13 protein-coding genes are annotated in these 12,667 nt (G+C 46.0%); 6 read left to right on the forward strand and 7 right to left on the reverse strand.

Features of this window, described 5'->3' with window-relative positions; all coding sequences use genetic code 11:
* The first annotated feature begins 88 nt into the window (after positions 1-88).
* Together LZ463_RS03280 and LZ463_RS03285 are read left to right on the forward strand one after the other, a co-directional pair.
* A complete protein-coding gene (locus LZ463_RS03280; RefSeq protein ID WP_241453805.1) occupies positions 89-895 on the forward strand; it encodes a hypothetical protein in 807 nt (268 codons plus the stop codon).
* Positions 892-1,815 (forward strand): hypothetical protein, encoded by a 924-nt coding sequence (locus LZ463_RS03285; protein ID WP_241453810.1) that lies wholly within the window; start codon positions 892-894, stop codon positions 1,813-1,815. The genes LZ463_RS03280 and LZ463_RS03285 overlap by 4 nt, the downstream gene beginning before the upstream one ends.
* Before the next feature lie 748 nt (positions 1,816-2,563).
* Here the strand turns inward: LZ463_RS03285 and LZ463_RS03295 are convergent.
* From LZ463_RS03295 to LZ463_RS03305, 3 genes are all read right to left on the reverse strand, one after another.
* Positions 2,564-3,190, reverse strand: coding sequence for a DUF2026 family protein (locus tag LZ463_RS03295; RefSeq protein ID WP_241453811.1), 627 nt, complete (start codon positions 3,188-3,190; stop codon positions 2,564-2,566).
* Positions 3,187-3,987: a TIGR02391 family protein gene (locus LZ463_RS03300; RefSeq protein ID WP_241453812.1), complete on the reverse strand. Its 801-nt coding sequence runs from the start codon at positions 3,985-3,987 to the stop codon at positions 3,187-3,189. The genes LZ463_RS03295 and LZ463_RS03300 overlap by 4 nt, the downstream gene beginning before the upstream one ends.
* A 105-nt stretch (positions 3,988-4,092) precedes the next feature.
* The gene (locus tag LZ463_RS03305; RefSeq protein ID WP_241453813.1) at positions 4,093-4,353 is read right to left on the reverse strand and encodes a helix-turn-helix domain-containing protein; all 261 of its coding nucleotides are present in this window, start codon (positions 4,351-4,353) and stop codon (positions 4,093-4,095) included.
* Positions 4,354-4,534: 181 nt separating this feature from the next.
* Between LZ463_RS03305 and LZ463_RS03310 the strand changes: the two genes are divergently transcribed.
* Together LZ463_RS03310 and LZ463_RS03315 are read left to right on the forward strand one after the other, a co-directional pair.
* Positions 4,535-5,287 (forward strand): hypothetical protein, encoded by a 753-nt coding sequence (locus LZ463_RS03310; RefSeq protein WP_241453814.1) that lies wholly within the window; start codon positions 4,535-4,537, stop codon positions 5,285-5,287.
* 71 nt (positions 5,288-5,358) lie between these two features.
* Positions 5,359-5,964 (forward strand): hypothetical protein, encoded by a 606-nt coding sequence (locus LZ463_RS03315; RefSeq protein WP_241453816.1) that lies wholly within the window; start codon positions 5,359-5,361, stop codon positions 5,962-5,964.
* Positions 5,965-5,983: 19 nt separating this feature from the next.
* Here the strand turns inward: LZ463_RS03315 and LZ463_RS03320 are convergent, their stop codons facing one another.
* Complete coding sequence (locus LZ463_RS03320) at positions 5,984-6,457, reverse strand: 3'-5' exoribonuclease (protein ID WP_241453817.1); 474 nt, start codon at positions 6,455-6,457, stop codon at positions 5,984-5,986.
* Positions 6,458-6,570: 113 nt separating this feature from the next.
* Between LZ463_RS03320 and LZ463_RS03325 the strand changes: the two genes are divergently transcribed.
* A complete protein-coding gene (locus LZ463_RS03325; protein ID WP_241453820.1) occupies positions 6,571-7,356 on the forward strand; it encodes a metallophosphoesterase in 786 nt (261 codons plus the stop codon).
* A gap of 54 nt (positions 7,357-7,410) precedes the next feature.
* Positions 7,411-7,944 (forward strand): cyclic-phosphate processing receiver domain-containing protein, encoded by a 534-nt coding sequence (locus tag LZ463_RS29200; RefSeq protein WP_347176238.1) that lies wholly within the window; start codon positions 7,411-7,413, stop codon positions 7,942-7,944.
* Here the strand turns inward: LZ463_RS29200 and LZ463_RS03335 are convergent.
* The 3 genes from LZ463_RS03335 to LZ463_RS03345 form a co-directional block, all read right to left on the reverse strand.
* Positions 7,941-10,100: a sensor histidine kinase gene (locus LZ463_RS03335; RefSeq protein WP_241453823.1), complete on the reverse strand. Its 2,160-nt coding sequence runs from the start codon at positions 10,098-10,100 to the stop codon at positions 7,941-7,943. The two genes, LZ463_RS29200 and LZ463_RS03335, sit on opposite strands and share 4 nt — an antisense overlap.
* On the reverse strand, positions 10,093-10,803 hold the full coding sequence (locus tag LZ463_RS03340; protein ID WP_241453824.1) for a response regulator: 711 nt from the start codon (positions 10,801-10,803) through the stop codon (positions 10,093-10,095). Before LZ463_RS03340 ends, LZ463_RS03335 begins: the two co-directional genes overlap by 8 nt.
* Before the next feature lie 741 nt (positions 10,804-11,544).
* A complete protein-coding gene (locus tag LZ463_RS03345; protein ID WP_241453825.1) occupies positions 11,545-12,663 on the reverse strand; it encodes a hypothetical protein in 1,119 nt (372 codons plus the stop codon).
* Positions 12,664-12,667: the final 4 nt, after the last annotated feature.

A 12,667-nucleotide genomic window follows, 5' to 3' on the forward strand; every position in this document is an offset into this window, starting at 1 on the left:
TTTGATAGGGTATGCTATGTGCTATTAACGATAACGCGCAGCCAAAAATGAGCTCGACGACGCTAAAAATGCCAGAGGGAGGTGGGAGATGAGCGTGCCAATCCTCGATGCCTCCGCCTGGCGCGAATTCAGAGGGCAACCCGGCAATCCGGGCGTCAATTCGACCCACCTCGCGAAGATCGCAGACGAATCAGGCAAGGAGCGGATTTGTTATGTGAAGCTTGCGCCCGACCCGGACATCCCAGCCCTCCTTTGCGAAGCGTTAGGATGGGTGCTCGCCGGGTATGCGGGACTAAGCCGAGCTGAGTTTGTCGCCATCGTCTTGGTGGATGTGGCAACCCTACGTAAAAGCCAGCCCCTTCCACTTGAGTTCAATCACTTTGCCGCTCCGTTCTGCCCGGCTTGGTGTAGCCAGGCCGTGCCTGGGTCGGCAGTGCGCGACCACGCCAAACGAATGGATTTCATAGCCTCTCGCAAAGCTTTCCTGCGCTCGAAAGACTCTCGGAAATTCGCCGCATTCGACCATTGGAGCGACCTCAGGGACCGCAACTTCGGCAATGTCATCCGCTCAGACAAGGGCTACACCACGATCGATCACGAGACCTTGCTTTACGATACGCTATGGGTCGGCAAGACCAAGGGCTTTAACAAGCAGTGTCTCATGGAGCAGGCTCAACGCGCCCTCGACAGCAAGCAGTTCAAGCGCTTCCAGGTAGACATGGCCAAGGCTGCGACTGGGCATGCGGGTGCATTCTTGAACGCGCAATCCGATCTCGACGCCTTGATCGACCTGCTACTTCCAAACCAAACAGCCGCAAAAACAGGCATCGTCGCTACGTTGAATGCGCGATCGCAGCCAGGCTGGCTCGCTAACCAATTGGGAGTCATCGCATGAGCGAATCTAAACCAATCAGTATCAAGATAGACCATGGGAGCCTGAGCCAAGCAGCCAAAGCCACGCCCAAACCAGCCTTTGTGGGCGCATGGGCAACAATCGAACTGCAGCCTGACCTATTTGCCCCGCAACGCTTCACTGTGGGTGTGGCTGTGCAATCCGCTGACGAGCGTCTGCATTTCAAGTTGCTGGACGATTTCAAGAAGTTCGAATGCGTGTACCCGGACGTGTTCCCGCAAAAGTCGGCGCGCGAATTAATGGCATATGCCGCAGAGGCTCTGCAACAAGCCGTCAAAGCCAAGCTGCCTCTTGACGCTGTCCGCTTTGAATCGCATTGCCTGTCAATCTCGCCGCCCTTGTTCACATCGGGAGAAGACAGGGAGGACAAGGTCGAGCGCCTATTTGCCGAAGTCGTCACCATGGCCCCCTCTCCCAAGAAGCGAGGAGGCGACTTCGAAACGATCGACACACCAAACGCTCGGCGTTTGGTAAACCGTTACTTAAAAGAAATCGCAGGCATCGATTTCGAGCGCTTTGTTCAAGAGGCGCAAACAGGAATTCTTATAGACGGCGATGATGGTTCCAGGCATTTCTTGGACTTGAACTTGCTGACGTCGACCTCATGCGGCAGCGTTACCTCAGCTGTGTACAAAACATCGACTACTGTGGAGATAAATCTCCTCAAGGCAAGCCTGGATTTGAAAACCTGCTGCCGTAAGCGCCGCCTTGATTCCATGGGCTTGTTTCTATTGCTGCCTGATCCGCAAGCAATGGAGCAAAAAGAATACAAGCGAATCGAGGAGGTCATAGGCGACCATGAATGGAAACTTCAGCAGGATGGGTTTCGAGTAGTTAGCATGCCAGAGCCAGCGAGACTTGCATCTGAAATTTACGAATGGGTAAGGCCGGCGCTGACTTGAAACATTTAAATTAAATCAAGTAAGCAATCTAACCTGTTTCAAGATATCTGAGTATCCGGCCACGTCAATTTTGAAAGCATTACCACAGTGAGGGCATATGATTTCGTGCATGATTATTAGCTTTCACTTTAGTTAAAATCTTTGTCAACAGCTTCTGGAGCATCTCCGTTGGCAGTGAGTGTTGCTATTTGACAAACAATTGCTTGTTGATTTGCGAGAAAGTCAGATAACCCTCATTCAGAAATTAGCGTTTTGATCCCACTTTGCCATTTATACAAATGAATTTACTCTAACCAAAAGTGAATATTTCATCAACTTACGAAGTTCAATATTGACAATTGTTTTCAAAATTGAATCGTCAGCAACCAATTGCCAACATTAAGACCAACTTGTTGGCATATATTGTCAATTTTTGGATGGCGGGAATTGTTTGTCCTAATTCAGAAACAATCGTTATGATGATGTCATCATGCTTTAATCGACTTGTTTCGTGGTGACGAAGATATTCGTATTCAGGTTATGTATATTACACATCTTGACCGACATGCCTGAATGTGAACGACATCCTTTTTCAGCAACCTTGGGAAGCACATCGCCTAAGGCCATGATCGATTCATGCAGAAAATTGCTTCGCTGTTGCATAGCCTTGAAATAATTTTGCCAATCGGCGAGCCTTTCCGACAGTAGGAAACACCGACGCTCAATTGAATCTTTACGTCAAAATTGGTTCTGCATTCCGCGCAAGGATTCACCAAATACCGTCAATTGAAGGTGCATCTCGCATTAGCTTGGTCACTGGACTATAGCTGTGTGCCAGTGCCTCGGATTGTTCCTGTGGTTTACTATACAAAGTTACACAGGTATTTAAAAGTTGAAAAAAACGACTGGACTGGTTATCGATGAGTGACTCCGCTAAAGTCTCGTTATGACCTACGATGAATTCACCAAGGTGCCGAATCTCGCCAAGGCTGCTTTTGCTGTCATCTAAGTGCTTTTGTAGCATTCGAGGGGAGATAGACCAATCAATACCATCTTTGCGTAATGCAACGCCCATGATTGGAGCCATAAAGTCGATAAGCCAACCATCACATTCCACCCATGCGTGAAATGCCTTTTCATCGCTTACAAAGTAGCCGTTTTCGCTTCGGCCATACACAACAACGTTTGACTGTTGTTCGTCCACCATAAGCGCCATACTGCCAACACTGATCGTCGCAGAAAGATGATAGTGTTCACGTAGTATGCTTGCTCCGGCGACTGCAAAGAAAATGCAGGAGCGGTGCGTAACTGCGATTTTGGACGATTCAAGTGCGCTATAGATAACTTGATAGATTCTTTGGTAGTCAGGTAACGGTAATAACGGCTGTCGGATCATATCTTCGTAGCGCCATCTAGTTTTCGATGGACGTATGACAGGATTCCAAATACGTCGATTGCATCTTGCTCCGGCATTGCCCAGGTGGTTTTTGGTGCATGTGCCACAGGATTCCGTATCGCGCCAAAAATGCCGACAAGCATGTTAGAAATTCCCTTTTGTTCGCTCAGCTCGGTGTCTGTCTTGAGCGAGTTTATGGCTAAAATTGGAGACTTCACCGAAAACACAGAGTTTACGAGATCTGCACCATCTGATCCCAGTCCTGACATGATTCGTAGCCGTTCCGCGACACCCTTCACAGCTTCAAGCACTGCATGAAAGTAGTTCTCTTCGAGTAGCTCTGCTTTGCAATACTTGAGCACTTCGATATGTGTGCCTCGGCTTTCAAGCAGAGAGTGTAAACGGCCAGCGCGAGCACGAGCACCATCAACGGTTGACTCCCGTGTAGCATGTACGACAAGGCCATCATTCCGTACTCGATAACCCGAGAATGCAAGGGCTACGTTGAGACCATCTTGACGCCAGCGAAACAGATCCGGCATCGAAACATATTTGGCCGGGGCCATTGCTTTGTTGATGAACTGAATCAAGAAATTACCTGCTTGGACTTCATTTTGTTTGTGAACCATGGCGTTGTACAGACGTTTCCACTTGGTAAGTGTTGGGTCTGTGTCAGCCACACCTATTTCCAAGAGCAGATATGCGATCTCGGTTCCTGTGAGACCGTTCGTCGAGTCAGCTAACACTTTACAAACAGCTTCAAGCTCAGCTGAAGCAAAACAGGGGAGAGTTGCCATAGTTTATAGTTTTGATCGTACCTATTTAATCAACATCACTATTTTTACAGATTTTAGGCATTTTATGGAAATTCGATAAACTCTCTAGACTCCGCATATCTGTTATCAATCCAAATGTTCTTTGATAGCGGCGAACATCTCAGGATTGACAAGTTCGCTTAGTGATATGCCTAAGGCCTGGGCGAGAATGTCCATATTATCTATCGACACATTCCGTATGCCCCTCTCAACCTCACTCACATAAGTCCGACTCAACTCGGAGCGTAGAGCTAATTCTTCCTGCGAGATGTCTTTTAGTCTGCGCGCACGCCGCAGATTCTGGCCAAATATTTCCCGCATTGAGAGTTGTGTTTTAGATTTCTTCATAGCTGCAAGCATCTAATCCACACACTTTTCAGTCCACCAACTATCAGGAACTTATATGCAACTATGAGTGACAATTAGTCAAAGAAAGGCTATATTTCGTGCTGACGCTTTTTTACCGGCAATTATTTTTCTTTGGTCCAAGTATTAACCCCACTTCAACCGAAAGGGCATAGTAATGAGAATGAGTGCTCATCAAGGGCTAAGGCGTCTGTTCGCCGCTTTTCCTTTGGGTATTTTCGCGCTTACTGGATGTGTTACAGCGCCAACGTCACAGCAAGAGAGCAAAGATGGGCAGCCTGTCCAAGCAACTGGCCAGGCATTTGGCGAGCGACTGAACGCGTCCATTAATACGGTTGGTAATGCCATCATCGCCCCTGTCCAGAGCGGAAATAACAAAACCGGAGCTGCTGCTCAAGATGGCAGTCTGCGTCTCAGCAATTTGCCTGCCAAAGACATTATTGGATCGAGTAGCTCTCCTGACTGGCCCAGGGTTGCTGTCAACATCAATAAGCTGCCCAAGTGGTTTTACGGCATGCCACCAGGTGGCTTGCCTGGCCGCTATTCAGCCAATGACTGTATCAACGTGTCGCTCACGGTATGGAACGATGCAAAGCATTCAGTCAATTACGACAATCTCAATGTGTGCGGTGACGACATCGTGCGGAACACACCATTCAAGGATGTCGGCCTGATGTGGAAGAGCTTTGGTGTTGTCAGTGGGATGCAGCACACCGGCACACAGCGCACGCGTGGCCCATTACCGCCACAGTATCTGTTTCCCAATAAACCTGGTTACGACCTGTTTTTCAATCCCAATGGCAACTACTACATCGGCAGCATCATGATGACAGTGGGATATAACTGGAATGAAGCCCAGGATTCCCGCTTCTGGCTCGTGAATGTGCCAACCCAGGCAGAAGTGGCCAGGCAATAGTCGGTGATCAATCATTATTGCGTTTAAGACTGAATTTCTGGCCTTGGCACTTCCCACACATGTCACTTTTTATGAAACGACCCACTCCTTACGACATATCAACGTCTGCTGCTTCACATACGCTCGCCTCTCTATTTGGTACGGTCTACTTCTTGGTATGCGTTGTGACTGCCTTCGTCCTCCTGGTAGGCGGAATGGAGAAATGGACAGAAAAACTAGTCGCCATTCTGATCATTGGTGGCTTCATCGTCTGGATCAGGTATATCAGCAAACAAGGAAAGACTCGTGCGCTCTCTGTGCTGGCATCGGTCAATCAGGAATACGGCACGAAGTTCGAGTCCGGTAAGTCGATAGGATTTGCACGTGAGGAAGACTACACCCTGTTTGATCCTGATGCCAGGAAGATCCTGTTCATGAAATACAACGGGCATTGTGTATGGGTAGTAGATTTTGCAGAGATCAGCAACTGGGATATATTGTGGAATGAGCAGGTCAAGTTGCAGGGTGATACATTTAAGGTCAAAGACAATAACTATCGGTTCAGATTTTATCTGAATGATCTGGAATCTCCTTCAGTGACCATGAAGATAGGTAGCGGTACAGCGGCCAAGGAGTGGAGTCATCGCATCAATTTACTGCTGGCGGGCAAGAAACTGCCGGAAAAAAATAATACGTAAATCGCTCTACGACATTACCTTACTGATGATCCTCGTGCGCTTCTTGAAAAGCGGCTAAGTTCGCCCTGGCATCATAGAGAGCATGATGCGGAGGCAGGCCATGCTTCTTATAAAACTCATACTTCAGAACTTCATCGATATTGCTGGCAACCAGAAGCGGGCGGCACCAAGCTGGAACTTGATAATCGATAGCATCAATAAATAAGTCCCAATCGGTCTGGTAGTCGTAGCAAATCTCTATATCCGTGTTCTCAGGGCGAACGGCGGATAGCCAGGCAAGAAGCTGCTGGCATAAACTATCTCTTGTCATCGCTGCGCCAGGTATCCTGCCTAGCAGCGGAATGACTGCTTCACGCACAAAGGCGCTGCAGCTTGCATCTGGGTATGGAATCTCTGCGTAGAATTCCTCGTCTGTAGCACTCACCAAGCCTATGCTGATGAGGTGCAGGTCGAGGAAATCAGTGAATTCTGTGTCGATGAATATTTTTTTCATGAGCAGTTAATGACCAGCAGCGAAATTTATTTTCAAACATCCGAGTTCAGCACTTAAAGGTAGATTTATTTCCATCCGTTATACAAAGAGGATTTTATTTATTGAAAGTGATCATGCGTATCTTGCCTTTATCGGACCTTCATCATGAGCTGTGGCGTGAAGCAGCTCCCATCATTGATGCTACCATCAGTCGCCCGGATGTGGTGATCCTGGCGGGCGATATTGATACAGGTGCGAAGGCGGTCGAATGGGCTGCACAGGCATTTGCAGGTATTCCTGTGATCTATGTGCATGGCAATCATGAATCCTATGGAAAACATCTAGAGCATATGCAGGAAGATATTCAGACTGCCTGCGCAGCTTCCGGCAACGTGCATTTCTTGAGCTGTGGTGAATACTTCCTAGGAAACGTGCGGTTTCTCGGTGCAACGATGTGGACAGATTTCCGCCTATTTGGTGATAGTGAAAGGCAATTTGCCATGCGCGAGGCAGAAGCAGTCATGAACGATTACAAGCGCATTCGGCTAGCAAATGCTGGGTACCGCAAATTGCGATCTGCTGACACTGCCAAATTTCATTCACAGCACAAATCATGGCTCAAGCAAAAATTGACCGAGCCCTTCGCAGGACCGACCGTGGTTGTGACCCACATGGCTCCCTCAATGAAATCCATCTCGGAGCGCTACGCCAATGACATGGTATCGGCTGCCTATGCTTCCAATTTGGATGAAATCGCCTCTCTGTCCGATCTCTGGATTCATGGCCACATGCATGAATCGTTTGACTATCAGATCGGTGATTGCCGTGTGGTCTGCAATCCCTGTGGGTATAAGACCAGGGCAGGTGCACCGGAGAATGCTCACTTCGACCCAAACCTGATTATTGAGCTTCCGGGATAGTTTTCCAAGTAAACACAATGACGACAATTAATAGTGAGCATAGGGAGTTTTGCCATGACTAATAAAACGCAGAAACAGCTAATTGATGATTACCTCAAAGGCCCATCCAGCAATTCTTTAGGGGAAATTGATTCTTTCTGGGCCAATGTGGTACCTGTCGGGCGTGAATTTGGCAGCAAGGATTATGAGCGCTTAATGGAGCTCGATAATTTAGTGCGCACAGCCATGGCTTCACCCGATCCAGCTTCTCTGGCTCTGCGTGTGTTTCTGGACGACGAGCGCACCACACCAGAAGGCTGGGTACGCGTGTACTGGCCAGACGAAGCCATTAGTCTGCTGAAAACCAATGCCGTGGCAGAAATCAGCTTGGACCATGACCTAGGCGACGATCAGCGTGGCACAGGCTATGATGTGGTGCTGTGGATAGAGGAAGCTGTCGCACTGCATGGCTTCAAGCCGCCCAAGATGACCGTGCACTCGGCCAATTCTTCTGCCAGGCAAAAGATGGAGGCTGGTATCAAAGCTATAGAGCAAATTCAACTGTATTTAATGCAAGCAGCAACATCTACAGGTATATCTACAACTTAGTTGGATCTTTTTCGTAGCAATGCCACATCTATCTCATCTGGATAAGCAACACTTTTTATCTCTGGAAGTATGATTTCAAATACAACCTTACAGTCATCTACATTTTTTGCAGATATTCGCCCTCGCATTTTTGCTAAGTAACTTCTTGCTATCCATAATCCAACACCGTTCGTTTGTCCATCCACTTTCATTGAGGTCGAAACACCAAAATCAAATATTTTTTCAATGATCTCCATTGGAATTTGCGGGCCAGTATTTTTTATTTCTATTGAAATATCGTTCCCTCTGCGTTTCACTGAAATAATTATTGGAGTTTCTTTTTCTCTATGACGATCTGCATTTTGAATTACTTTGTCAATTACATCTTCAAAGGCCTCTGAATCAATCAGACATGTTGCGCTATCAGCGTCGCTGACAAAAATGACATTCGGTATATTGATAAGCGCCACATTCGCTGCAATTTCTGCCATGTAAACTACCATGTCAATCGCCTCCAAATTCAGTTTACGCGAATTAATGGCATCTTCTGGCGACAGCCCTTGTTGCAGATGAGGTAAAGCAGCAAGTATCCTATCAAGATGTCGGCGACTTTCTGTCGCGGGAGCATGAAGACTAATTAACGCCTGTAATGGCGAGCGAATTTCGTGCCCAATAATATTTAGATTTTCTTCCTTATTCCTTACAGCTATTTCTCTGCGCAAATTTTCATCTGCTTCGCGAGCAGATGCATCTCGAATTTCCCGTTCAACTTGTTCTTTGACTCGAGAAATTAGTTCGTTAAACGCTTTCGCGAGAATACCAATTTCATCTTTTCTGTTGTCGTATGGAAGAAACGTGTTGCGGGCGTTTGAGCGAGCGAGACGGCGAGCAAATCGTGATAAGTTAAAAACTGGTAACAATAACTTTACGCTAAAGTAGGCTACCGTAATAATTGCGCTTATCGCTAAAAATAGTAGCCAATTAAAAACACGCAAGGCGCTTTTTTCCACCACTAATCCTGGATGTCTAACCTCAAGAGATAAATTGGTATCTGGTATTGGCTGCTTGCGGACAAGTGGATTTTTCCGAATCAAGATATCTCCATCAATAAAACTCAAATATGAATCACCACTGTCGATTTGGTTCATTTGAGGAGGAAATATCCGATGTTGCGCCTTCAATATACCGTTTTCAGACGCGATGATGTCTATTGATGCCCGCGCTGAAAAAAAAGGGGTGGCAAGAGATGGGATAGAAAGAACCGTTTCTCCATTTTTTTCGTATTCTATTGTTTTTGATATCTGATTAGAATGTGAATAATCATATCGAGACAGTGAAAATTTCGCGCTCTCCCATCCAGTTGGAGGCCAAATAGCGTCTGCCTGAGCAGATGTTTTTTGATCAAGAAATTCTTTAATATCGAGGCGTGCTAATACATACATTTTCTGATGACCGTCATTTTGGTGCTTGACGTATCCCCAAGCCTCTAGCCTTCGATCACGTTCGACCACTCCATTAATTTTCTTTCGAAAAGCAGTCAGTTCATAACGCCCAAGTTTTTCTTGTCCAATAGATTGGACCAAAAGCCGCCATTTTGCTGACAGCTTATTAAAACTGAACTCGATCTCTAATGAATCGGCTGAAAGTGAAATATCTCCCTGCTTCAATGGTGTAATCGAATCATCGCTTAGTTCAATGTTTAAAAAAACATAATTACCAAGACCTTGATTTTCAACAAAATAAGAACAGAAACGATCTGGGTCCGAAAAATATTTTTCTGATGGTGCTTTTACTTTAAGGTTGACAAAGCAATTTCTGGGAGGTTGGCGCGGCAGTGTGCGAGAATTGCTTGAAGGAAGAGATATATAGTAAAGACGAGGAAGTAACAAGGGGCCCATGGCTCTATCAAGCAATAGGAAATTCGCCAAGTTCCGATCAAGCACAAATCGCTCATCAGTATCAAAGTGATTTACTAAGTCACGCAAATCGCGCTCAAATAATTCACTTTGTACATTTCTTGCTTTTGTAGCTGAATATTTTATGAATACGTATAAGCCCCAGGATGAAAGCCCTACCAGCGCCAGGAGAAAAAACGCTGTTTGTATAGTCAGACGATATGTATGAACCCAAGTATTGCATCGTATTGCCAATGAACGAAGCCTAGTTAGATTATTCATCTTCACGCCAACTGTATCCAATCATCGTAATCGTGCGAATTTTATTAAACGTAGGATCAACTGCCTTAAATGCTTCACGTATTGTCGCAACATGCACCCGTAGATTTTCTTTATTGCGACCAGTTTCGATATCTAAGAAGAAATGCTCGTATTTGACTTGTTGATTAAGATTCTCGATCATTTTTTGTAAAATGCGAATCTGAGTCATTGATAGAGTCACACGCTTTTTTTTCCATTTAACCATCTCTCTAGACGAGAGATCAATCTCTAGATCTGGAACGCCCTGAGTCAGTAGATCCCCGTGCAAAGATTCTTCTTTTTGCTCATTCCTAAAGGCAATAGCTCTTTTGACTTGTTTCGCAAAATCGGTAAAAGTTACGGGTTTTTGCAAATAGTCCCAGGCATCAAGTGCGGCAAATATTCCACGATGAATTTCTGGTTGCGGTAGACCAGACACCACCAAAAAGGGAGTTCGTTGAGAGTCTAGGGCTTTGATAATTTTTAAGCCTCCATATCTGTCCGTTCCATCGCCAAGATCTATGTCTGACACTATCAAGTCGAAATTTATTGTGCGGAGGCCTTCTAAAGCTGTATCAACAGTCAAATATTGCTTGACATCACAATCTTGCCAAATACTGAGCAAGAACGACTTAAATTTGTCATTTGTAGCGCAATTGTCCTCAATGACGGCAATTTTGTACATGGTATACCTCTGCATTCAATACGCTGAAGTATATAGAAAGGCCCATGTAAAGATATAAGTCTTCCTTTACATTGGGCCAAAGGAAAACTCCATAATATTACTGAGTTTTCCTTACTCTGAATTTACGCATATCGAATTAATTTCCACACTACCGCCTTTTGGTTATGAGGTGGCATTGTGTTGTGAATTGCGATAGGAGCGGTTGTAGAGGGCGAATCCTGAGACTGCCATACACCACTTTCAGGGCATTTTTCTCCAGTTTTGGCTGTAGTGCCAATTGGCTTTTTCATCTTTAATTTCCTTCCATTTTAGATTTTTACAAGAACTACCTCATTAGATCCATTAGTTCTCTATTCAACTCTTTTTACTTAGCTATAAAGTCTAGTGAATCTGAGAGAATGATCTCAATTTGGGCATAAAATTCATATATGAAAAGAAATAATTTACAGCTCATTTCGCGCACGATTTTCAGCCTATTTTGCTTATATTCTTATTGAAATATAAGTAACAGCTTATTTAAACAACGCCTTTCCGAAAATCTCCAGCCTTATCAACACATACAACAAACGTATCAGTCGCGTGGCAATCACGTAAAACTTCATCGCTCGAATTCGGCTAACACCAATGCTGTAATCAAGTTTCACCCGAATCCCCAACCCCGTATGCCTTTCAGACACCAGGAAAATCAAGCTGGCTCTGCACAAAGAGTCTGTCAGGCCTTCATACCTTATAGCCTGGAGTTTAATATCGCATGCCACCAAGGAGCGCTATATCTGCAACGCTGACGATCTCCTGATCAACCCCGCGACGGGCACATTGTTTGAATAGTGCGTGGACTGCGGGCTCGACCTCAATTGTTTGGTCCAGAAATGCAAACATCCGCGCCTGCCCTTCTTTGTCGTAAATCTCCGCATACGGGTGTGACTGCATCGGATCAAGTAAATGTCCTTCCATCGCTTTGTAGATCGCGCTAAGTTGGAGTGTGGGTATCGCTGATCGACAAGCCAAGAAGATCTTCAATGCCCCGATATCAAGATCGCCCCAGAAATACACCTGCGGGGCACCAAATAGTTCAGCGATGCTGCGCTTGCTACCACATCGCTGCAACACATGAAGTTCACCTTGCTGTTTATCTTCTAAGCTGCCAGGCCACACCTGACCTACATACGATAGGGCGAAGCCAAATGTACATACCAACGACATTCGATCAGCCAACCCTGAGGCGACAGCATTTTCAAAAGCCTGTGGGTTCTCAATGAGTAAGGTCGAGGTGGACTCCACATTCGCCGCCGGCCCCGCATGTAAGAGATACCTTGGCGAAGGGCTATGAAGGTGAGAATGCAGACCCAACAACGCCATTGCCTTAGGTGGAATTCTTGAGATGACCTTGGCACTACCCATCACCATTCGAGCACTTACATTTGGCCCAACATCGCTTAATTCATGAAACTTGTCAGAGCCCTTCAGTGTCGCCAGGCATTTCGCCAATATTTGAACATCACCCGTCGTCATACCCGTCAAACGAGATGCAAGCGGCATGAGTAAAGCCACCATAACCTCATTAAATCCTTGCATTTTGAGCGCATCACTCCAGCAGGTCTCTTCGTCCGAAATAACTTTCTCTTTTGGCACAAACTCGACATAGCCGGAAATAGGTTGTCCCCTTGCATTGGCTTGGAACATGAGCAGGCCGTGACGATGCAATTCCCGAATACCCTCATCCACCTCTATTGGCAGTAAACCAGTCTTATGACATAAGCGAGTCTTGAGTGTGTCAGAACGAAGTTTTTTTCCTCTGCCAAGGCTGCGCACTGCATCAAGTACTCGCTGCGCAAAGTCAGAATCGAACTGTATATCCATGGGC

The organism is Undibacterium paludis (assembly GCF_022568815.1).
Taxonomy (GTDB): Bacteria; Pseudomonadota; Gammaproteobacteria; order Burkholderiales; family Burkholderiaceae_D; genus Undibacterium.